Raw genomic sequence first — 24,103 nt, forward strand, 5'->3', positions numbered from 1 at the left:
ATGATTGATATTTTAATAAAAGGAGCAGACATCATTGACGGGTCCGGAAATCCTGCATATAAAGGTGATGTTGCTATACAGGATAATAAAATTGTAAAAATAGGTGAAGTTAATGAACCATCAGAAAAGACAATTTATGCTCAGGGTCTTGTGCTTTCGCCGGGGTTTATTGATGTGCATGGTCATTCTGATATGTTTGCATTTGTTGATCCCGATAGATCATCAAAGCTGTGCCAGGGCATAACAACTGAAATATGCGGTCAGTGCGGATTAGGACCGGCTCCCGTAGGTTCTGAATACATAAGTCAGTATACATCATATTTCAAGAGCCAGGGTGCACCGATTTATCCTGAATGCAATACTTTTACAACATTCGGCAAGTACCTGGATTATATGAGCACACTTTCCTTGGGTATAAACATGGCTTATTTCATTCCACACGGAACAGTCAGAATGGCTGCTATGGGATTGTCACCGGAAAAGCCAACGGCAAGACAGCTTGGAAAAATGACCGAATTGGTTGATGAAGGAATGAAAAGAGGAGCTCTTGGCTTATCAAGCGGACTCATGTATGCTCCGGGCATGTTTGCCGACAGCAGTGAACTTGAAGCTCTTTGTAAAGTAGTTGGTCAATATGGAGGAATATACACTTCTCACATAAGGGATCAGGGAAATCAGCTGGAAGAGTGCGTAGCAGAAACAATAAGGATTGCAGAGTCTTCCGGTGCCAAAGCAAATATATCGCACCATAAGGCCAGCGGAAAAAACAATTGGGGGAAGGTCAAAAACACATGCAGCATGATTCATAATGCCAATATAACGGTTATGCATGACGTCTATCCATATGCAGCCAGCTCGACACTTATACGATCAACACTTCCGCCCAATGTGCAAAAAATGGACCAGAATGATATAATCACATATCTGAAAGATGTAAATAATCACGAGCTGCTTAAAAAATCCATATTCAATCCGGACAAGAACTTTGAAAGCCCTCTTGCTTCATGCGGATATGATGGAATACTCATATTTGATGCTGCTCATACTAAGGATGCCATCGGCAAGACAATAGAGCAATATGCTGATTATCTTGGCATACAACCCTTTGATGCATTTATAAAAATTTTGACGGAAAATTCTCTGGGTGCCGGTTATATAGGGTTTTCTATGTCGGAAGATGACGTGGAAACTCTGGTTGCAGATTCTCTGTGCATGTTTGGAACTGACGGTCTGTATGTTCCGGGAATGCCTATGACACATCCAAGGGCAATAGGAACATTTCCACGAATACTGGGCAGATATGTGAGAGAAAAGCATGTTTTGACTCTTGAAGAAGCAATACGTAAAATGACTTCGCTTCCGGCTAAATATTACGGCTTGGAGAATAAGGGAGAAATAAATGTGGGCATGGATGCAGATATTGTTCTTTTCGATGCTGAAAGGATAATCGACCATTCAGATTATCAGCAGCCGCTGCTTCAAAATGAAGGCATACATCTTGTAATTGTTAACGGAAAAATTGCCGTGGAACATGACAAGTATCTGGGAATTAAAAATGGAGCTTTGCTGAAGGCAATACATAGTAAAAATTTGTCTGAAAATTTCACGTTTTCAACAAAAATGAGCTCCTTCATAAACATGGGATGACGAAAATAGATCGGTGACTAAGAACCGTCCCCACTGGACTCCGGTCCCCTCCGGACTCCACAAAATGTTGATATTATCAAATTTTAGGGGCGGACCTTGTGTCCGCACGTGTCATTATCTCAATAATGCTGTTGGAGGACAGTAGTCCTCCCATACATTATTGAAACAACTTTGTCATCAATTGACTGCAATATTAGATTGTAGTTTTTTTATTTCCGTATAATTAGTTATGTGTTATAATATAATTAAAAAAATAATGTGCTGAATCGGCAGGTATATATGGAAAAAGATAGAACAGGATGTCTTGTGATTCACGGTTTCGGTGGAGGAATACACGAAATTGAAACGCTGGCGGACCACCTAAAGGAAGAAGGATACCAAGTGTCATGTCCACGCCTGAAGGGGCATACTGGAAACAGAGTACACATGAAAAAAGCCACATACCATGATTGGATTGCTTCTGCTGAAACGGAACTTATCAGGCTCAGGCAGAAAACAGATGATATTGTCCTCATAGGATTTTCCATGGGAGGGCTCATAGCAGTTAACCTTGCATGCAAGTACAAAGTCAGAGCAATTGTTACAATCAATACTCCAATTTATTATTGGGAACTGAAAAGAGTGGCTCAAAACATTGCAGAGGATGTAAAATATAAAAAGTCAGAGCATATCAGAAGGTATCTCAGTGCTCAAAAAGCATCGCCCATGGTGTCCATGCTTAATTTTCTTAAGCTTCTAAACAGTACCAAGAAAAAGCTTAAGAAAATTGATGTGCCGTTTTTTGCAATACAGGCCAAAGACGACGACACGGTCAAGATTAAAAGTGCCTCCTATATTATGGATAACATTTCATCTGAGATAAAGCAAGTCAAATACTACCATAAAGGCGGCCATTTAATTCTAAAAAGCAACACTGCTCCACTGATTATCTGCGATGTGGAGGATTTCATTTATTCACTGTTTTCAAATAGAATTTGAATTTAATAAATGCAGGAAGAAGCGTTTAAAAACGGCTTCTTTTTTTGTCCTTTTCATTAAGGGTTGACAAATGTAAGGAAATTGCTGTAAAATAAATATACAATTTTCTTACAGTAAATACTGTCACATAATCTAATGCTAATTTAACATTAAGCATTATGACATCAAAATTATCATTCTGGCATTAAAATAATTGTATTTTAATGCATCATAACTCAATTTGCTCAATAACTTAAAAAAAATTAAAACATACTGCGGCTATGCTTCAGGATGTTATTGGATTTTCTGAAAAACGTTTTGCCGGATAAAAATAGTACTAGATGTATTAGAAAATGGTTTGTAAAAAAACTTTTATTTTGTTATCCATGAGACTATTGACAAAACCCGTTTTGTCGTCATCTGCAAGCGAAGTATCTTATAAAGTTTTGCTGCCTAACATTGACAACATAGAGAATAATACTTCGTAACAAGCCGTCTATTTCTATTTACATTTGGTTTCTATATAAAAAAATTGAATGGAGGGATTTTATGAAAAAATTGTATGGGCTTTTTGCTGTGCTTCTTGTTATGACTTTTGTTATTGCAGGTTGTACACAGAATACAGCAAAAGAATCAAAGGAGCCTGTGACAATAGTTGTTACAGATAACGGCTGGGACAGCCAAAAACTACATAATGAAATTGCCAGAATAATAGTTGAACGTGGTTATGAAGGTTATATTTTTGAAACATCAGCTGCTTCATCAACCATGAACTGGCAGGCAATAATATCTGGAGATGTGGACCTGGATATTGAAAGCTGGACAGATAACGTTGCTAGCTATCCGGATGATGTCAAAAATGGAGATATTGTGGATGTTGGCGTTCTTGTTCCTGACAGTGCGCAGGGCCTTTATGTTCCTCGTTACGTAATAGAAGGGGACAAGGAACGTGGAATAGAACCAATGGCCCCAAATTTGAAAACAGTTGAAGATCTTAAAAATTATCCTGATGTTTTCCAAGACTACGAAGATAAGACAATGGGCAGAATTTATGGTTCGATTCCAGGATGGATGGCAGACGAGGTTCTCTATAAAAAATATGAATTTTACGGACTTAATGAAATGTACAACTACACAAGGTTAGGAAGTGAAGCAACATTGTTTGCAGCTCTTGTTTCTGCATACAACCTTGGTGAGCCTTGGGTAGGATACTGCTACGAGCCTACATGGGTGAGCGGCAAGCTGGATTTGGTTCTGCTTGATGACGCTCCATATGACAAGGAATTGTTTATGGATGGTAAGTGCGAGTTTCCAAAGCAAGAACTTAAAATAGTAAGCAGCAGCAAATTTGCAGAGAAGGCTCCGGATCTGCTTGAATTTTTTAAAAAATACAAGACGGGAAGTCAACTTATAAGCGAAGCTCTTGCATATCTTGATGAAACAAAGGCAACACACGAGGAAACTGCAAAATGGCTGTTAAAGGAAAATGACAACCTTCTTGACCAATGGCTTCCTAAAGAAAATGCTGAAATGGTGCGAGCATATCTCAATGAATGATAAACCCGAAAGGAATGACACATATGAACAACATATATTCGTTTCCTCAGTCACTGCAGTTTAACATCGGGTCAGCTTTAGACGACGCCGTTAAGCAGTTCAGCAAAAATAATGAGGGTGTTCTAGGGGCCATACGGTCAGTTGCTATAAAGAGCATACAGGGTATCAACTGGGCACTTTCCTCAATACCATGGTTCGTGCTTATTATAATTGTCATATATTTTGGCTACAGGGTCAGCAGGAAAATTTATGTGGGATTGTTGTACGGAGTTATGATGTTTTTTATAGGGGCAAGCGGATTATGGTCGCACATGATAGATACTGTCAGCGTGGTAATAGCTGCAGTGGCCATATCGCTTATACTTGGATTTCCATTGGGAATACTTGTAGCCATGAGCAAGCGTGCTGAAAACATAATACGGCCCATACTGGATTTAATGCAGACTATGCCGTCATTTGTATACCTTGTTCCCGCAGTAATGCTTTTCAGTATAGGAATCATGCCGGCTCTTCTGGCAACAGTTATATATTCCATAGTGCCCATGGTCAGAATGACAAGCCACGGCATCATGCATGTTGACAAGGAGGTTAAGGAAGCTGCAATTGCTTTTGGGTCTACAAAGATGCAGGCGCTTGTGAAGGTACAGATACCTCAGGCCATGCCTACAATAATGACAGGAGTAAATCAGACAATAATGATGGCCATGTCAATGGTTGTTACTTGCGCATTGATTGGTGCAGAAGGATTGGGACTTGAAATACTCATTGCCACAAACCGTGTAGAAATGGGCAAAGCATTTCTACCAGGAATTTCAATAGTAATTATAGCCATTATTTTCGACCGCCTCACACAGGGCTTAATCAAAAAGAAAGAGGTGGCTGAACAGTGAATGACAACATAATAGAAGTTAAAAACATTAGTAAGCTTTATGGCATAAACAAGAAAGAAGCTTCAAGGATGATGAAGGAAGGTTCAAACAAGGATGATGTTTATAAGAAAACAGGAGTGACCGTTGCGTTGTGGGATGTTTCCTTTGAAGTTAAAAAAGGTGAGATTTTTGTCATAATTGGACTGTCGGGTTCGGGAAAATCAACATTGGTAAGATGTTTCAATCAGCTTTTGAAGCCTACAAGCGGAGATATAATTTTTGAAGGAAAAAATATTGAAACATTCAATAAGTCTGAGCTTCTGGAATACAGGAGAAACAAGATTTCCATGGTGTTTCAGAATTTCGGACTCATGTCACACAGAAACGTCATGGACAATGTTGCATATGGTTTAGAAGTCAAGGGTACAGCTAAAGATGAACGTCAGAAAAGGGCCCTTGAGATGACCAGACTTGTAGGACTTGAAGGATGGGAACATAAATCCATAGAAAGTCTTTCCGGAGGAATGAAGCAAAGAGTGGGGCTTGCAAGAGCATTGGCAAGCAATCCGGAAGTTCTTCTCATGGATGAACCGTTTTCTGCACTTGATCCTCTTGTGAGAAGAGACATGCATTTTGAACTTCTTTCCATACAAAGGAAGCTGGGAAAGACAGTTATTTTCATTACCCACGACATCAATGAGGCTTTCAAGCTGGGAGACAAGGTTGCCATAATGAAAGACGGCAAGATTGTCCAGATAGATACTCCGGAAAACATGTCAACGAACCCGGTGGACGATTACGTCAAGAAATTCATAGACAGTGCTGATAAGACAAAGGTGCTCAGCGTTAAAAACATAATGATTACGCCGTCATGTCTTGTGAGAGAAAATGATTCTCCAAAGAACGCAATACGTGAAATGCAGCAAAATTCTGTTTCTACTGCATATGCGGTGGACAGCAGAATGGTTTACAAGGGAATAGTGTCAATTGACGATGCATTAAGGGCAGGAAAGGAAAACCTGAAGCTCTTTGATGTAATAAACAAAGATGTTATGACCACAAGTGAAGACACTCTTCTAAGCGAGATACTTCCCATGGCAGCAGAAGCAAAGTATCCAATTGCAGTTCTGAACGGAGGAGGAGTTTTAAAGGGTATTGTGACAAAGACATCGGTGCTTTCATCTCTAGCAGAGCGAGAAGAACAGCCTGTTCAGGGGAAAAGCGATGTAACCTGAATGATTGCTAATTAACAAAAGACTCGACTCAACTATATGTTGAGTCTCAGACAATTGACAAACCCCGATTCCACAAACCGTAGGGGCGGATCTTGTGTCCGCCCGGGTTGCGGGAGGACAGTAGTCCTCCCCTACGAACTATGATTTTGAGTTCACTGACAATTACCAATATTAATTAGCCCGATGCAGGGATTAATCTGTTTCAGAGGATTTTTTTGTGAACAATCCTTTTACCAATTCTAGGCTTAAGTTTGTTATAACAAGTCCCGACAGGATTACAATTGCTCCAAGCCACTGCATGGCAGTCAGTTTTTCTGACAGTACTATCCTTGCAGTCAAAAGGCCTGTTATGGGAACCAGTAGTGACAAAGGCGCAACCTTTCCCATTGGATATTTCACAATGAGTTTGCTCCAGAAACCGTAGCCAAAAAGTGTTGCTCCAAAGGCCAGGTATAAAACAGCAAATATAGACATTCCGTTTAGATTTGATATTGCACCTGCAATTTCCTGAGGCGTGTTTAAAATCAGTGCAAATATGAACATGGGCACAGGGGGAATAAGTCCGGACCAAACCACAAGGCTGAACATGTCAAGTTTCTTGCCCTCTGCAGCTGCCTTCTCCGAAGCAATCCTTGATATTATGTTAGAGGCTGCCCAGAAGATTGGCGCACATGCTGTCAGGATTATTGCCGGAAGAGGTATGGCAGAAATTCCTCCTGATACTGCAGCCGTAGCAATTATAATAAGTCCTGCCATGGCAATCAAAGAACCCACCACTTGCTTTGTTTTGATTTTTTCCTTCAGAAAAATCATTGCCATAACCGGTGATATGAAAGCCTGGAACTGAAGAACTATTGAAGCAAGCCCTGCAGGCATTCCTATTTCCATGGCATAAAACAGGCATGAAAACTGCAGCACGCCCACAAACAATCCGTATAGTATTATATATTTCCATTCTGTATCTGGTTTCTTGACAATAAAAACTGCCGGAAATGCTGTTATTAAGTATCTTAAGGCAACAAGAAGCATGGAGGGCACCCCTCCCAAGCCAAGCTTTATTACCGTGAAGTTTGCTCCCCAGATTATTACTACCAGCAACGCAACTAACATGTCTTTCTTCTTCATTTTCCACCCCTGCCAAATTCATTATTGAATAATCATTTGTATTCATTATACACATCCGCATTTTCGTTGGCAATAGAGAGGTTGAAGTTATTAATTTAACAAAAAGGCCAGATTTATCTCCGGCCTTTGAACTATTTTTAGCTTATCATAAGATTTATTATTTCTATGTCTGTTTCCTTCATTCCATCCTTGCCCATTTTACATATGCTGTCGATTGTTTCTTCAATGTCTTCCTTGACAAGACCTTCTCCGCATGCAAATGTGTTGCCGTTTATTGCCATGTGGTATCCCATTATGGCAGCATCAACTGAAGAAGCAATTTTTGCTGCACAGGAAGGTTTTGCTCCATCGCATACAATTCCTGATACGTTGGCAATTGTGTTTGTAATGGTCCTTGTTATTATTTCAAAGGACTCTCCGTGGAGGTATGCTATGCCCGCTCCAGCTCCGCATGCTGCACTTACTGCGCCGCAGTATGCAGATAGTTTTCCTAGTCCCTTTTTCTGATGTATTGCAATAAGGTTGCTCAATGTCAATGCTCTGTACAGCTTTTCCATTCCAACGTTCAAATGCTGAGCATACACGATTATAGGAATGGAAACAGTTATACCCTGGTTGCCGCTGCCTGAGTTGATGACAACAGGAAGAGTGCAGCCGCTCATTCTTGCATCAGAGCCAGCTGCTGCGTAAGCCTTTGCAAGGATCTTGACATCACTGCCATAGTATTTTAAAAGGGATTCTCCAACATTTGCACCATACTTGTTTTTCAGTCCTTCTTCTGCAATTTTGGTGTTGTATTCTATTTGCTTATTCAGTACATCCTTCAGAAGATTAACATCTACCGTGTTTGCAAACTCATAGATGTTTTTTATGTTGAGGTTTGACTTGTCAATTTTTGATTCCTGAACCACACTGTCATTATTTTCAAGGATAATCATGCCGTCCTTCATTATTTTTACAATGTTTGTGTGTCCGTTTGATATTGTGACAGAAGCATCATGCTCCTTTGCTTTGAGTATTACATTGATATAAAGATTTTCAACATTTTTGATGTGCTTTACTTCACATATGCCTGATTCTGCTAATTCTTTAGTTTTCTCAATGTGCTCATCCTTTACTTCTGAAAGCACCTCAAGTTTTTTAGAAGCATTGCCTCCAACTACACCTAGTATGGCACTTATGTCAATTCCTTTTAAATTATTTGTTGTGGGCACTGTTACTCCCTTTACATTTTTAATAATATTTCCGCTGCATTCCACAGTTATTTTTTCCGGAAATTCACCGAGTACTTCTCTTGCTTTGGATGCTGCATATGCAATTGCAATAGGTTCTGTACAGCCAAGGGCAGGTACCAATTCTTCTTTTAATATAGCAATAAAATTTTCAAACATGTTTTCACCTTCCGTAATAAGTTTTGATAATACATCAAGCAAAAATCATGCCAAAGTATAGTAGCAAAATAATGGATGATTAAAATTATTGACGAATTAATATCAAATGATATAATGATGTAAATATTTTTATTCTGCTATATTAAAGGAAAGGATAATATAACTGTGAAATTATCTGATATTCGTCAAGAAGTACAAAAGATTTCCGAAGCAATTGCAAGCGTCTTGAATATGGACGTTATAATTTCCGACAATGAGTTCAAAAAAATAGGAGATACAAAAAAACATTTTGATGAGGAAGTTAAAATTATCAAGGATACCTATGTCATTGGTAAAGTTGTTAAGTCAGGCAAACCCGTTGTAATTTCAGGTATGGAAGAAAGCGAAAACTGCATTGTATGTGATGAAAAAGGAAAATGCAAGCTTAAGGCAATGATATGCAATCCAATTAAATACAACAATCAGGCAATAGGAGCCATTGGACTTATTGCCATTTCCGAAGAGTACAAGAAAATACTGCTCGAAAACCAGGTAAATCTCATAGAATTTCTGGACAGGATGGGGGATCTCATCGTGAGCAAGCTCATGGAAAAGGAAGCTTCCAACAAGCTTGAGGTCATCAAAAATCAACTTTTATCCATAATGGACTCAATTGATGAAGGTGTTATTGCTGCAGATGAAAACGGCTACATTGTGTACACAAACTCTGTCATAAATGATGCATTGGGGTTAACCCCTGAAGAATCAATGAAAAAAAGAATTTATGACGTCTTGCCTCAATCATATGTAAAGAAGCTGGTTAAGGAAAATAAACAATTCAGCAACATTGAAATATCAATAAATAAAAGTAACAATGACTTACATGCTCTGATTTCAGGTAAGACTGTACAGCTTGGGGCAAAAAGTGCAGGCTCCATTTTAACTTTCAGGAAAATGGACGATGTTTACAAGGTTATAAATGAAATGTCATTGAGCAATGTGACCACATCCTTTGATGACATAATAGGAAACAGCGAAGAAATAGTTAAGGTGAAGGAAAAAGCAAAAATGGTTGCAAACAGCAACTCCACCATACTCATACTGGGAGAAAGCGGTACAGGCAAGGAGCTCTTTGCCAGAGCCATTCATGAAAGCAGCAACAGAAAAAATAAGCCCTTCATAGCATTTAACTGTGCTGCAATTCCGGAGAATCTCATTGAAAGTGAGTTGTTCGGTTACGAAGAAGGTGCGTTCACAGGAGCTGTAAGGGGAGGCAAGCCCGGGAAATTCCAGCTTGCCCAAGGCGGCACAATTTTTCTTGATGAAATAGGAGACATGCCGCTGCATCTTCAGACAAAACTGCTGAGGGTTCTGCAGGAAAAATCCATTGAAAAAATTGGCGGTCACAAGAGTATTCCCATAGATACAAGAGTGATTGCAGCAACAAACAAGGAACTTGACAAAATGGCTGAAGCCGGTGAATTCAGAGAAGACTTGTATTACAGGCTCAATGTCATTCCCATAAACATTCCTCCTTTAAGAGAACGAAAAGGAGACATTAAAATAATACTTGAGTATTTGCTCAGAGTTTACAACAAGAAGCTTAACAAGAACATAAAAGGTTTTTCATCTAACGTGGAAAGTGTACTTTTGAACAACAAGTGGAAGGGTAATGTCAGGGAGTTGGAAAATGTTGTTGAGTATTCTGTAAACATGGAGACAACTTCATATATTACAATGAACAGCATACCTCAAAAAATCCTGGATACTGAAGGCGTTGCAGCAAGACACACTGTTATTGTGCCTATTCAGAAAATGGAAGAAAAGCTTATAAAACAGGCATTGATGGTATATGGAGACAGTGTCGCCGGAAAGGCAATGGCAGCAGAAGCTCTGAATATAAGCATGGCTACTCTCTACAGAAAAATAAAGGAATACAATTTGTAATTTATCATTATGAGAAATGAATAAAATTTGAAAAACAAACATTCATACACATATTACAATATAAATTTATCAAAATGAGAAATTAAAAAAAGCGTTACAAGCTATAAGTGTTTAAATTTATCAAAATGAGAAATGCACAGTGCGAAAAATAATCACTGTGTATTTTATTTTTCTGTTTATTTAGTCCTGATTTTGATATATGGCTATTTTTCAACAATAAATAATTTTTTCAAAATTTTATTTAATGTGGCACAATAATTGCTTTAATAGATACAGAAAAATGAAGCACTATATTCACAGATGAATGTAGTCTTCAAATACAAAATTAAACGGAGGAGAAAGTAATGGATTCAAAATTAAATTCAAAAAGAATTACTATGGCGGTTATTGTAGGATTGTTAATGGCATTATCAATTGGTTACTTCACATTTTATAAGCCTATGACTGGCCAATCTCAGCTAACAACACAGGATGCCTTCATGCTGATGCTTGTGGCTTTGGCACTTGGAGAAGTAGTGTCAATAAAGACTAAAGCTCTCATTCCATCAATTTTTGTTTCAGCGGCTTTGTTTATAGTAGGCTTCTGGACATTGTTTCCCCAGGACATTTTAGCTATGGCAGGAATTGCTCCCAACATGCCGGGATTATTTGTAATGATCATGGTAACACACTTGGGAACAATGCTTGACAAGGATGAGCTCATAGCTCAGTGGAAGACAGTTGTAGTTACATTTGCAGGAATGGCCGGCATAGTGCTCATGGTCATGACAGTAGGAAGAATGATAGTGGGAACTGAAATTGCAGCTGTATCAACTCCGCCTCTTACAGGAGGACTTGTATCGGCAATAGTTATGCAAGGAGCTGTTAAGGATAATGAGTTCCTGTTCATAATAGCAATGGCAATGTATGTTTTGCAGGGATTTGTGGGATTCCCTCTCATAAATTACTGCTTGAAAATCGAAGGACAAAATGTATTGAAAAAATACAGAGCTGGAGAGTTGGACTTAAGCGAGATCACAACAAAGACAGCTGTATCAGGACAGGGAAAATACAGAATTTTTCCTGAAACTCCAAAAGAATATCAGACAGAAGCAATTGTATTGTTAAAAACATTGGTTCTTGTAATTATATCAGGCTATTTGGAAGCTCTTACAAAGGGTGCCGTATCAAAATATGTATTTTGCCTGCTCATGGGAGTTCTTGGAACTGAATTGGGATTCATTGAAAGAAAACCGTTGGAATTATCAAGAAGCTTCGGCTTGTTCATCACAATAATAATGATGTTTGTATTTGCAGGATTAAAAAGTGTAACACCTGATGTACTAAAATCCATAGCATTTACATTTGCAGTGCTTATATCACTGGCAACTGTTGGAATAGCTCTATTGTCCATCCCTGTAGGAAAAGCACTTGGATTAAGCAAAGCAATGTCATTTGCAATAGGATTGGGATCAATAGCAGGCGGTTTCCCTGCAAGCTATGTACTCAGCAATGAATCAGCAAAACTTCAGGGACAAAATGAAGAAGAATTTAAACTCTTGTTGGATCATTTCCTGCCTAAGACGCTTGTTTCAGGATTTGTAAGCGCAACTTCAGGCTCGGTTATCATAGCAGGACTATTTGCAAGTATGTTTTTCTAAAAATTATATAAGGAGAATTTTAAAATGTGCATTATTAAAAACGAACCAAAAAACACTGACAACCAGGAAATCAACAAATTAAGAAACGCAATTGTTCACAGAGGACTGTGGATGGGACTTATTTTAAAGGAAGCCAAAGACAAAGGTCTTGACTGGGAATCAATAGGTCGAGAAGCAATATTTAAAACAGGATTAATTCACGGCGAAGGAATAAAAGAAAGAATGGATGTGCCAGGAAGCCTGGTTTCATTTGGAAATACATTCTTCACAGATGATATTAAAAAAATATTCGAAATTGAAGTTAAAGAAATTACAGAAGAAGTTCTGAAGCTGGAATACAACTATTGTCCTCTTCTTACAGCATGGCAGATGATAGGTCTTGAAGGAGAGTTCCTTGCTAAAGTGTGCGATGTTGCAATGTGCGGTGATAGAGGAATTGACAGCAAATTCGATGATTTTGAATTTGAGCTTGGCAAGACACTTGCTGAAGGAAATGATGTTTGTGAAGTAAGTTTTTACAGAAAGAAATAATTTGTCTATTTACTTTGATCAGGAAAAACCTACCAAAATGATATAGCAAAGAATACCTCCGGTTATTATTGGAGGTATTCTTTGCTTTTGTCTAAAAAGAAGTATTATACGGAGATAGTCATATTATTTATGAGAATTTCAACATTTCCCTGGAAATAATCTAAAAATTGTGATAGTATTATTTTATAATATTAATATTTGCACTATTGATACCGATATATAAACGACAGTTCTTTTATCGGTTCTGTTTTTGTGTTATAATATTTCGATTTTGTTGAAGGGAATGAAAATTTTGGTTAAAGAATATAATGCTAAAAGCATAACTGTATTAGAAGGCTTGGCTCCGGTGAGAGTACGGCCTGGTATGTATATAGGAAGCACCGGTTCAAAAGGACTGCATCACTTAATATGGGAAATAATTGACAACTCGGTGGACGAGCATTTGGCCGGTGTCTGTACAGATATAACAATAACATTGAATAACGACGGCTCTGTTTCAGTTGAAGATAACGGCAGAGGAATGCCAACAGAACTTCACGACAACACCCTGGAGTACCCAAAGACAATTTATCCAAGGGGAGTAAGCGCTGAGAGAATCCTGCTCACTGTATTGCACAGCGGAGGAAAGTTCAACAACGACAACTATGTTTATTCAGGAGGACTTCACGGAGTAGGGGTTTCGGTTGTAAATGCACTGTCATCATACATGAAGGTTGAGGTTTTCAAGGACAGCAAGCATTACGTGGACGAATATGTAGACGGAGGAAATGCCATAACCGAACTTGATAACGGTGAGCTGAAGTCCGTTGGATTCACAAGAAAAAAAGGAACAAAAATCACATTTATGCCTGACAGTTCAATTTTTGAAAATATCACATTTCAAAAACCTATCATCATAAAAAAACTTAAGGAAATTGCATACCTGAACAAGGGACTTACCATGACTCTTGTGGACAAGTCTGTTAATCCCAGCACAGAGGATGTTTTCCACGAAGAAGAGGGACTTGTGGGCTACATTAAGGACCTGACAAGCAACAAGGATGTGCTTTATGAAACTCCAATAAGCATAACAGCTGAAGGCGAAGACTGCTACCTGGAATTTGCAATGCAGCACACTCAGGATTACAATGAAGTTATAGTCAGCTTCTGCAACAACATAAACACAATTGAAGGCGGAACTCATGTAACAGGGATGAAGTCAGCCCTCACAAAGACAATAAACAAGTTTGCAGCCCAGTTGAACATGCTTAAAAACAAAAATTCAACCATGGACGGAAAAGACATAAGGACAGGACTTAATGCTATCATAAACGTTAAGGTTAAAAATCCTCAGTTTGATGGCCAAACAAAGTCAAAGCTTGGAAATCTTTTTGTAAAAACTTCCGTAGAAACACTTTTGTCAAAAGAGCTGGAAGTTTATTTTGACAAGGACCTGGAGCTTGTAAAAACCATAATAGAACAGTCGCTTAAGTTTGAAAAAATAAGAGTATCTGAAGGCAAGAGCAAGGAAAATGCTCTTAGAAAGCCATCAGTAGGTAACAAGAAGCTTGCTTCATGCCAGCAGTCATACAATAAAGCCAAGGGAATTCTCACAGAAATATTCCTAGTTGAAGGAGATTCTGCGGGCGGAAGCGCAAAGGAAGGAAGAGACAGAAAGTTCCAGGCAATATTCAGCATGTTCGGAAAATCCTTGAACGTTGAAAAAGTTTCTGAGGAAAAAGCATCCTCAAACCAGAAGCTTCTTCCTATTGCCAATGCCATAGGCGTGCAGATGGGAGCCGAAGACATTGCAGGACTCAAGTATGACAAAGTAATAATAATGACAGATGCCGACGTTGACGGTGCCCACATAAGGACGCTGTTACTGACTTTTTTCTACAGATACATGAGAGTATTAATTGATGAAGGACATGTTTATTTTGCCATGCCTCCTCTTTTCAAGGCTCAAAAAGGAAAATCAATAAATTATTTTTATGATGACAGTGATTTTGCCAAGTGGCTTAAAACCACAAAAAATACTGAAAGCTACATGATACAAAGATACAAAGGTCTCGGTGAAATGAATCCCGACCAGCTTTGGGAAACAACAATGAATCCTGCAACCAGGAAGCTCAAGAGAGTTTCCATCGAAGATGCAATGGAAGCGGAACAAATCACCACAACATTGATGGGTGACAAGGTTCCTCCAAGAAGGCAGTTCATTGAAGAAAATTACGACAGAGCAATTCTGGATTTATAAGGAGCAACCATGGATGAAATTATAAATGTAAGTTACGAAGATGAAATAGCACAGTCATATCTGGATTATGCAATGACTGTAATAGTGAGCAGAGCACTTCCGGACATAAGAGACGGTCTGAAGCCCGTTCACAGAAGAATATTGTTTTCAGCTGACCAGCTGGGATGTTCTCCTAAGTCAGCATTCAAGAAAAGTGCTAGAATAGTAGGGGACATACTGGGTAAGTACCATCCTCACGGAGATGCTTCAGTATATGAAGCAATGGTAAGACTGGCACAGACATTCAACTACACACACCCACTCATTGAAGGACACGGAAACTTCGGTTCCATAGACGGCGACAGTGCGGCAGCCATGAGGTACACAGAAGCAAGATTATCTCCCATCAGTACGTTGTTCCTGGAAGACTTGAAGTACAACATAGTGCCCATGAGAAAGAATTTTGACGAGACACTCTATGAGCCGGTTGTTCTTCCTGTACAGATACCGGCATTGATGCTGAACGGAACATCCGGTATAGCAGTAGGGATGACAAGCAACATTCCTCCTCACAACCTTACGGAGTTATTGGATACCATAATATATAAAATAGAAAACCCTGAGGCCTCAATACCTGAACTGTTAGAGATCCTCCATGGACCTGATTTTCCAACCGGGGCTATAATCACAAACAAAAGTGACCTCATAGACATTTATACTACAGGCAAGGGCGTTGTGAAACTCAGGAGCAAGTACCATGTGGAAGAGCTTACGGTAAAAAGCAGATTGTAGTGACGGAAATTCCTTATACTGTCAGCGGCAGCAAGGAAAACCTCCTGAACAAAATCATAGACACAGCAAATGAAAGAAAAGAACTGAACATAACAGAAGTGAGAGATGAAAGCTCCAAAGAAGGAATAAGAATAGTAATGGAGCTCAAAAAAGACACGGATGAAAAATATGTAATAAACTACATGTTCAAGCACACAAAACTGCAGGACAACATGTCCGTATTCATGCTGGCCATACTTAACCAGGAACCTAAGACATTCAATTTGAATGAATACATCGGTGTGTTCCTAAAGTATCAGAACGAGCTTTACGTGAAAAAGAATAAACAGATTCTTGCATCCGGGGAACTGCAGGTTGAAAAGTACAACGGACTGTTGTTTGGAAAAGCAAACCTCAGACTAATATACGAAATTACAACAAAGGCACCGGGCGACACTGAAGCAGAAGCAGAGAGACACATGATGAATGCCCTAATGTATGGAGACACTTCTGATTACGATGATATTTCAAAAGCTGACAAACAGCTTATTTCAAAATTCCGCTGCACGGAAGTTCAGGCAGACATAATTCTTGACACAAAGCTTCGTAAGCTTTCCAAAATAAACACACTGAAAATACAGCAGGAATGCGACAAGCTAAAGAAAGAAAATGAGCGCATAAGCGACATCCTTTCTTCAGACAAGAAAATATTAAACGAAATCAAGAAACAGCTTAAGACAATAAAAAAGATTTCCCTGAAGAAAGGAAGACTCACATTACAGATATTACAATGGACTTTGTTGAAGAAAAGAAGACATACAATGTATTTGTTGATGAAAACTTCTACATCAAGACAACAAGGACCAAAATGACTGAGCCTGGCATCATAAACCAGGAACTTCAGGAAACAGACAGAATTGTTGTAATAACAAACCTGGGCGAATGCATCCTCATTAAACCTGGTGCTCTTACACTGGGAGATGCAAAGTTTAAAGGGATTGCAATTGAAAATTACCTTCCTCTCAAGAACAACATAATGCATGTGTTCATTCAAGGAAAAGAAGGAGAGCTCTTGTATATTACAAAGGACGGATTTGCAAAGCTTGTAAGTTATGAGCAATTCCTCACTTCAAGAAGCTCCAAGCCATACCTCACTGAAGAAAATGAACTTCTTGTTGTAAAAGAAGTATTCGAGAAGGACACAATAGTCTATAAGACGTTAAGAGGCAAGGAAAAAACGATAAACATTTACAAGAACCTCATGCCCCTTTCAAAGAGAACAGCCAAGGGCAAGAAAATATTCACCAACAAGGATGACTTTGAATCTATTCAGATTGTTCACAAGGAAATCCCCGAGGAAGAACAAATTTCATTGCTGTAAAAAAAACAAAACCTGTATTCACCAAGACGTAGGGGCGGATCTTGTGTCCGCCCGAGGTTATTGATCTATTAAATGCGGGAGGACACGAGGTCCTCCCCTACAGAATGTGATTTCAAGTTCATCGACAATTGCCAATATTAATCAATTTGCATAATAGTAGTTTGTTTATAATCTCGCAGTCCATATGGGCTGTTTTTTTATTACCTTATATTTGAAATAAATATATTATTACGGATATAATATAAAGGCTAAAAAATCGTGAGGTGGCACATGAGGACAGAATATCCTAAAAAAACAAGTCTGGGTTGGGTGAGCAAAATAAGAAATCAGCACATGGTAGTTGTGCTTGGAAAGATGCTTTGCTATTACACACTCATCAACCTGATATTTTCAGTGTTTTATTACATTTTCCAAGTGCTTGCAGCAGAAACATCATTTTTTGACTATGTTTATTTTTCATTTGTAACATCCCTTGCCATTGGATATGGTGATTTTGTTCCCCTTACTGTGCTGGGCAAACTTCTGGTTATAATTCATTCAGGCATTACAGCGGTTTACTTTGCTCTCATGATTTCAATATTGTCCATTAAAATGCTGTATCCAAGAAATCTAATAAAGTTTTCCCGATGTATAATATATAATTCCCAAACAGATACGCTTATTTTCAGAGTCATAAATACAAACAAGGAACCTCTCATCAATCCCGAGCTAAGAATCAGCGTCACAGAGCACAACGCGGGAGATTCCAGTCCGGGAGTGTTCAGCATAACAACGGACAACAACATAACATACCTGGGGAAGCTTGATTATTCATATTCAATTAAAAATACATTTGGGAAGTTCAATGTTTATGAAGAAGCAAAAAAGGCAGTTCGATTTAACAAAGAAACAGATTCTCTGGAAAGCCGCTTCAGAATAAACATGTCACTGACAGGAAGCTACGGCCTCAATCAAATTGCACTGCGAAAAAAATATTACGCAGACGAAATAATTCCCGGCAAATGTTTTAAACCAATAACATACAGCAAACAAGTCTACATTAAAAAAGAAATTACATACAAAAAAATAAAGAATTTTTGGGAAGACTTTGAAGCAGTAGAAAAATAACAAGCAATACTTGAAATTGCGGACAACTTTTCTTGTTTAACTATAATGATTATAATTATGGAAATATATGATAAAATCATATATAATATTTTCATGGAATCATAACAGATGGGATTATTGGACAACCATCTGGTTTAAACATAAAATATAGGCATAACGGAGGTAAGCATGAAAAAAGTTGTATTAGGAAAAACAGGATATGAAGTAACTGAAATTTGTTTTGGATGTCTGCCATTTGGTCCTCTTCAGAAAGATTTATCTGTTGAAGATGCTGCAGATGTTCTGTCCTACGGCCTTGATATGGGAATTAATTTTATTGACACGGCACAGATGTACAGGACATATGACCACATAAAGCTTGCTTTGGATAAAAGAGAAGACAAGCCAATAATTGCAACAAAATCTGCAGCAGCTACATATGAAGACATGGATGCTGCAGTTAAGGAAGCATTGGAAGGAATGGGCATTGATCATATTGACATCTTCCACCTTCATTCTGCAAAAATGGGGACAGACCTTTTTGAAGTGAGAAAAGGGGCTCTTGAATGTTTGAAGGATTACAAAAACAAGGGTATAGTTAAAAACATAGGAGTGTCAACACACAATGTTGAGTTGGTTGATTTATGCTCAGAGCGCGATGACATAGACGTTGTTTTCCCACTCATTAACAAGGTTGGAAGAGGAATAATAAACGGCAGTGTTGAAGACATGAAAAAAGCAATTTATAAATGTGAGCAAAAAGGTAAAGGAATTTATCTCATGAAAGCATTGGGAGGCGGAACGCTGATTGATGATTATGATGAGAGCATGAAGTTTGCCAGAAACCTAAGCGACAATTATTCTATAGCAATTGGAATGATCAGCAGGGAAGAAGTTCTATACAATGTGAATTATTTCAACGGGCAACGTGACCTGGAAGGAATAATAAAAATGAAAAATAAAAAAATGGTCAAGGTCATAAAAAATGTCTGTCTTGCCTGCAAGACATGTGTTGAAAACTGCCACAGCGAAGCCATAAGCATGGTAGACGGCAAAGCGTTCATAGACCAGGATAAATGCATACAGTGCGGATACTGCATTGCTTCATGTCCTCATTTTGCCATAAGAATGATATAAATGTTAACCGCTGTAACAAGTATATTACGTAATTGTAATATACTTGTTTTGTATTTTCTGAGAATTCAAATGAAATGACAAGGATTTCATAAAAATGAATAAACTTAAAAAATCCAGTCATTATCACACTTAAGCCGAAAATTGAAATCCTTCATTATAATCTATTTTTCAATGATAATCAATAGATGAATGTTAAGTTATCGTAATACGGATCTATAAATATTGAAAAAATTGTAATAATATGATATAATAATTAAAATGAGTTTCAAACTTAAAGGAGTGATTACATGACTGAAAAGGATTTAGGAAAAATTTTAAAGGAAATGCATGACAAAGCAGAAGAAGGATTTGAAAGCACAAATATTCTGTTATTTGGAATTGAATTTGCACAGATTATTTTAAAACAAAACTACAAACCTACAAATATTGTCCGCGCTTCAGGACTTCACCCATCATATTCAATTGAATTGAGAAAAGGCGTGAAACTTTCTAAGTTCGTAAGACCAATCTAGACGAAAATATATCCAATTAAATAAAATATAAAAACCGCTTATTTTTCAGATTTTATTAGTCAATCATTCTGTAAAAGAAGCGGTTTTATTTTTCAATGAAATTCATTCCCTGTATATCTAAACTCTTCAGGTATTCAAGAACACCAGCCGATATTTCATCAATATTTTTAAAATTTAAAATCAAAATTTCAACATCTCGCCCTTTAACGAAACTTTCAATAAGTTTCACAAAAGCATTGACTATGCAGACGCCCATAACTTCTCTTTTATGTTCACTTTCGTGGTCAGTCTTGACGCTGACAAATTTCATTATGTTTCCTTGTATGTGACCAAGGTCCATAATTTCCTTTATGGAGAGATTATTTATTGTATGCTCATCAGCCATGTCGGCAATCTTGCCTACAACATCTGAAATCCAGAAATAATCAATGTTTTTCATACAACGGGAGGTTATTTTCACCTTACTGCTTACTTGAAGATTTGCAGATACAGTGCTGCTGAGTAAAGGGTTTTCCGGTTCATTATTATCACATAGGGAAAGTCTTATTTCATTGTATTTGTTTCTCAGTTCGTTTGACGGAGGTATGCCGAGGCTGCATGCAAGCTTGTTGCAGAAATTGTTAAAATACGCTATAGCTGAAGCCCTTTTTCCGTTTTTCGAATGAATATCCAGAAGCTTCAGAACCATTTCTTCATCAAAAGGTTCGATTTCGAGTATTTCATTAATTGCTTCAGTGCATTCCTCATAACAGTCTTCATTTTCATAAAGATCAACCAACCGCTTGAGAATTTTAACTTTGCGTTGTTCGAAATTTATTCTTTCGTAAATGATTAAATTGTTAAACTCATCGCACTTATTAAAATAACATCCCTCCAGCAAGTCACCCCTAAAAAGTTTTTTTAATTTTAAAATACTCTCCACAGAATCACTTTCGCTTGGCTTGAATTTCATAATATCAAAAATATCACACTCAAATTCAAAACTCCTGTTTATGCAGCAGCAGTCATTGTCTACTTTAAGGAAGGGGTTTCCATTCTTGTCCTCTCCTATGTTTTTCTTGATAAGCCAAAGATTGTATCTCAAGTTGTACTTTGCAGCTTCCTGATTGCTGTCAGGCCAAAGATATCCTATGATTTTATCCCTGCTTAAATATCTCTTGTCATTGAGCACAAGAAGGCATACTAAAGCAGAGGCCTTATTTCCCAGCTGGTCCTCAATTATTTTGCCATTGTATTCAAATCTTGATTTACCCAAAAAACTAATGCTCAGCATAACATTATCCTATCTTACACAAGACTGTTGTAAAGTATTTCTCCGGATTTTATTGTGACACATACATTTATTTCTTCAATTTTATCCTTAGCTTTTTTAAGAATATCATCATCTAATATAACTACATCGGCAATACATCCTGGCTTTAATATACCCTTTTCTTTTTCCTGAAAAATTCCATAGGCTCCGTTGCAGGTGTACATTTTTAATGCTTCGTATACATCAACCCTGTGTTCTTCAACCGGATGATTCACAGCCGAATGAATTCCAAGAAGTGGTCTTGGTTCTGTGACGTCGCTGTCAGAGCCGCCGCATATTACAACACCTTTTTCAATGATTTCTCTGAAGGGGTTTGACAATGTATATTTGTTTCCAAGCCTCTGCTCATACATTTTACCTCGTCCTCCCCAATAAGATTCATAGGTTGGCTGCATGGAGAAAATTATGCCAAGTTCTTTTGCTCTTCTAATCTGACTGTCAGTAGCCAGCTCAGCATGCTCAAGCCTGTGACGAAGGCCTGTGATGCCTGTTTGGTAGAGTGCATTTTCGTGAGCATTAAGTGTAATTTCTATTGCTCTGTCTCCTATGGTGTACAATGCAAGCTGCAGGTTGTTTTTGTAACAATTCAGAACAAAATCATTTATTTCCATTTGATTGAAGCAAAGGCTTCCCATGGTTCCCGGCCGATCTGCATATTCAAATGACAATGCAGCCGTCCTTGCTCCAAGAGTTCCGTCTATGTACAAACATCCGCCCAGTCTTTTTAATCCCATGGATTTTATTTTTTCAATGTCCATGGTCTGATAAAACAATTCCATGTCAATTGGAAAATTCCTGCTGTTTTCGAACACAAAATCTGCATCCTTGTCACTGTACAGCGTTCCGCCTTCCATTGCATTGACGGTTGTTATTCCATTCTTCAGAAGTGTTTCCATGATTCCTGAAACCGCATCTTTTCGTACTTCATCAGATATGTTTTTTAATATGTTTGAACGAAGTATGGCATTGGCCTGCTTTCTGAATATGCCTGTCGGCATTTGTTTTTCATCTGTTTCTATTCCCTCTGCAGTAAAGGGTATTTTAAAATAAAGCATTGCGCAGGTGTTGAGCATGCTTACCTGATATTCCAGGGAATTGAGAACAACAGGTACATCATTGCAATATTGGTCAAGCAGCTTTCTCCCGGGAAATGATTTTTCAACAAATTGTCCTTCTTCTAGCCGAATTCCCCTGATGTAGTCACCAATAAATGATTTTGATGCTTCCCTAATTCTTTCGCCTACTTCCGCATGTGTCTTAACACCGCTTAAATCCAAGCTGACAGAATTAAGGGCAGTTTGCACCACATGAAAATGACTGTCAATAAACCCAGGAAGTACAGTGCATCCCTTTGCATCCAATACTATTGTGTCCTCATGAACAATATCTTCATAATCATTTCCTGTACCTAAACCAATAATTCTGCTTTGAGAGATTGCAATCCAATTTTTTATTTCTTTATTTTCCATTGTCATGCAACTTCCGTTTTTTATTAAAATATCAGCGTGCATCATATTCCTCCAAATGCATCCATTACAATACTGCTAAAATTATAGCACATATATTGATTAACATCAATAAAGGGCGGCAGATTACTGCCTCCCTTAATCACTAATTGCACAAAACTTTTTCAAGAAAAGCGTAAATAACTTCAGCAGTTTTAAAAACAGATTCTAATTCTGCATACTCATCAATTCCATGAAAATTGCTTCCTGCTGCTCCGAATATTACTGCCGGTGCCCCCAGACGAGATCCCAGGTAGTTAAAATCTCCTATGCTTTGAAAATATGAAACACTTGGTTCTGTCTTGCACACATTTTTGATTGTTTCCATAAAATCCTTAGCCAGCGGTTCTTCTCCGGTTATAGTGTACGGCAAAAATCCTTTGGACCCTTCAGAAGGTGCTTCTCGGAATTTAATGTTGTACCTGCATTGAATGTTTGCTCTTTTTAATGCTTTTTCTATTTCTTCAGTAATGGTCTTTTCGCTTTCTCCAACAACTATGTGCCAGAAAAGTCTTAACTTTGCGTAATCAGGAACACTGCATGCTCCTCCGTCACTTTCCACAGCCACCACACATGCTGAACCTTTGCCAAGGTGAGGATCTTTTTTGTAGTCTATATTTTCAAGTTCACATATGAATTTAGACGCATCGCTGACTGCATTGATTCCCATTTCAGGAGTTGCTGCATGTGAAGATATTCCAAAAAACTCAACCTCAAGACCATATCCGCCCCTTGCTCCCAGACATATGTTAGGGAAACTCTCACCAGTAAAACCAGCACTGGGCTCTGTTACAATTGAGAAGTCAACATCATTCAGGTAGCCGTCTTCGATCAGCGAATTTGTTCCCATTCCGTATGGACCTTCCTCCACAGATACATATGTAGCAATTATTTTGCCATTAAAATCACTGTGATTCTCGTGGAATGCTTTTAAGGCAATCATGGTTGAAGCACACCCGGATTTCATGTCCAAAGCTCCTACACCGTAAAGTCTGTCACCGATAATTTCACCTTTGGGGTTGACTGTCCAACCGTTGCACAGTCTCACTGTATCTAGATGACCATTTATGCAGATAACGGGGCCGCTTTTTTTTCCTTCTAAATTAACAACAATATTCTTTCCTTTAAATCCTGTAACTTTTTTTTCATGATATTCATGAATGAATGCTTCCATATTGTTTTGAATAAACCATTCATAGACAAAGGCCATGACATTGTCTTCTTCAAAATACGGACTGTCAATAGAGACAAGATTCATCAGTAATTTTGTTGTATGTTCCTTTTCGATTTTATACATATTACA

19 protein-coding genes and 1 pseudogene are annotated in these 24,103 nt (G+C 38.1%); 15 read left to right on the forward strand and 5 right to left on the reverse strand.

Going from position 1 to position 24,103, the window contains the following annotated elements; translation table 11 throughout:
* The 5 genes from BN358_RS00735 (at position 1) to BN358_RS00755 (ending at position 6,265) form a co-directional block, all read left to right on the forward strand.
* Positions 1-1,647 (forward strand): amidohydrolase family protein, encoded by a 1,647-nt coding sequence (locus tag BN358_RS00735; protein WP_019227398.1) that lies wholly within the window; start codon positions 1-3, stop codon positions 1,645-1,647.
* A 279-nt stretch (positions 1,648-1,926) separates the two neighbouring features.
* Positions 1,927-2,625 carry a carboxylesterase gene (locus tag BN358_RS00740; RefSeq protein ID WP_019227399.1) on the forward strand — a complete coding sequence of 233 codons (699 nt, stop codon included), beginning with the start codon at positions 1,927-1,929 and terminating at the stop codon, positions 2,623-2,625.
* A gap of 528 nt (positions 2,626-3,153) precedes the next feature.
* The gene (locus BN358_RS00745) at positions 3,154-4,161 is read left to right on the forward strand and encodes a glycine betaine ABC transporter substrate-binding protein (protein WP_019227400.1); all 1,008 of its coding nucleotides are present in this window, start codon (positions 3,154-3,156) and stop codon (positions 4,159-4,161) included.
* 23 nt (positions 4,162-4,184) lie between these two features.
* Positions 4,185-5,051 carry a proline/glycine betaine ABC transporter permease gene (locus BN358_RS00750; RefSeq protein ID WP_019227401.1) on the forward strand — a complete coding sequence of 289 codons (867 nt, stop codon included), beginning with the start codon at positions 4,185-4,187 and terminating at the stop codon, positions 5,049-5,051.
* Positions 5,048-6,265, forward strand: coding sequence for a glycine betaine/L-proline ABC transporter ATP-binding protein (locus tag BN358_RS00755; protein WP_019227402.1), 1,218 nt, complete (start codon positions 5,048-5,050; stop codon positions 6,263-6,265). The genes BN358_RS00750 and BN358_RS00755 overlap by 4 nt, the downstream gene beginning before the upstream one ends.
* Before the next feature lie 192 nt (positions 6,266-6,457).
* On the opposite strand, the gene BN358_RS00760 is transcribed toward BN358_RS00755, so the two are convergent.
* The gene (locus tag BN358_RS00760) at positions 6,458-7,390 is read right to left on the reverse strand and encodes an EamA family transporter (protein WP_019227403.1); all 933 of its coding nucleotides are present in this window, start codon (positions 7,388-7,390) and stop codon (positions 6,458-6,460) included.
* A 137-nt stretch (positions 7,391-7,527) separates the two neighbouring features.
* Positions 7,528-8,781, reverse strand: coding sequence for a serine dehydratase subunit alpha family protein (locus tag BN358_RS00765; protein ID WP_019227404.1), 1,254 nt, complete (start codon positions 8,779-8,781; stop codon positions 7,528-7,530).
* A gap of 165 nt (positions 8,782-8,946) precedes the next feature.
* Between BN358_RS00765 and BN358_RS00770 the strand changes: the two genes are divergently transcribed.
* From BN358_RS00770 to BN358_RS00805, 10 genes and pseudogenes are all read left to right on the forward strand, one after another.
* A complete protein-coding gene (locus tag BN358_RS00770; RefSeq protein WP_019227405.1) occupies positions 8,947-10,707 on the forward strand; it encodes a sigma 54-interacting transcriptional regulator in 1,761 nt (586 codons plus the stop codon).
* Between the two features lie 344 nt (positions 10,708-11,051).
* Positions 11,052-12,347 (forward strand): hypothetical protein, encoded by a 1,296-nt coding sequence (locus BN358_RS00775; protein WP_019227406.1) that lies wholly within the window; start codon positions 11,052-11,054, stop codon positions 12,345-12,347.
* A gap of 24 nt (positions 12,348-12,371) precedes the next feature.
* On the forward strand, positions 12,372-12,878 hold the full coding sequence (locus BN358_RS00780; protein ID WP_019227407.1) for an L-2-amino-thiazoline-4-carboxylic acid hydrolase: 507 nt from the start codon (positions 12,372-12,374) through the stop codon (positions 12,876-12,878).
* A gap of 283 nt (positions 12,879-13,161) precedes the next feature.
* Entirely contained in the window at positions 13,162-15,117 is a 1,956-nt protein-coding gene (locus BN358_RS00785; protein ID WP_019227408.1) for a type IIA DNA topoisomerase subunit B, read from the forward strand.
* 72 nt (positions 15,118-15,189) lie between these two features.
* Positions 15,190-15,888, forward strand: coding sequence for a DNA gyrase subunit A (locus tag BN358_RS28250; RefSeq protein ID WP_368730804.1), 699 nt, complete (start codon positions 15,190-15,192; stop codon positions 15,886-15,888).
* Positions 15,879-16,739, forward strand: a pseudogene (locus BN358_RS28255) (DNA gyrase subunit A); the annotation flags it as partial. The gene BN358_RS28250 and the pseudogene BN358_RS28255, both read left to right, overlap by 10 nt.
* Positions 16,658-17,248, forward strand: coding sequence for a hypothetical protein (locus BN358_RS22135; protein WP_019227410.1), 591 nt, complete (start codon positions 16,658-16,660; stop codon positions 17,246-17,248). The pseudogene BN358_RS28255 and the gene BN358_RS22135, both read left to right, overlap by 82 nt.
* A gap of 270 nt (positions 17,249-17,518) precedes the next feature.
* On the forward strand, positions 17,519-18,355 hold the full coding sequence (locus BN358_RS22140) for a potassium channel family protein (RefSeq protein WP_019227411.1): 837 nt from the start codon (positions 17,519-17,521) through the stop codon (positions 18,353-18,355).
* Positions 18,356-18,523: 168 nt separating this feature from the next.
* Positions 18,524-19,471, forward strand: a complete 948-nt coding sequence (locus tag BN358_RS00800) for an aldo/keto reductase (protein WP_019227412.1) — start codon at positions 18,524-18,526, stop codon at positions 19,469-19,471.
* A 287-nt stretch (positions 19,472-19,758) separates the two neighbouring features.
* Positions 19,759-19,983 carry a hypothetical protein gene (locus BN358_RS00805; protein ID WP_019227413.1) on the forward strand — a complete coding sequence of 75 codons (225 nt, stop codon included), beginning with the start codon at positions 19,759-19,761 and terminating at the stop codon, positions 19,981-19,983.
* Between the two features lie 85 nt (positions 19,984-20,068).
* Here BN358_RS00805 and BN358_RS00810 read toward each other — a convergent pair whose 3' ends face one another.
* From BN358_RS00810 to BN358_RS00820, 3 genes are all read right to left on the reverse strand, one after another.
* Positions 20,069-21,256 carry a BTAD domain-containing putative transcriptional regulator gene (locus tag BN358_RS00810; RefSeq protein ID WP_019227414.1) on the reverse strand — a complete coding sequence of 396 codons (1,188 nt, stop codon included), beginning with the start codon at positions 21,254-21,256 and terminating at the stop codon, positions 20,069-20,071.
* Between the two features lie 14 nt (positions 21,257-21,270).
* A complete protein-coding gene (locus BN358_RS00815; RefSeq protein ID WP_040581827.1) occupies positions 21,271-22,809 on the reverse strand; it encodes an amidohydrolase in 1,539 nt (512 codons plus the stop codon).
* 97 nt (positions 22,810-22,906) lie between these two features.
* Entirely contained in the window at positions 22,907-24,097 is a 1,191-nt protein-coding gene (locus BN358_RS00820; RefSeq protein WP_019227416.1) for a M20 family metallopeptidase, read from the reverse strand.
* Positions 24,098-24,103: the final 6 nt, after the last annotated feature.

This window comes from Sedimentibacter sp. B4 (genome assembly GCF_000309315.1).
Lineage (GTDB): Bacteria > Bacillota > Clostridia > Tissierellales > Sedimentibacteraceae > Sedimentibacter > Sedimentibacter saalensis.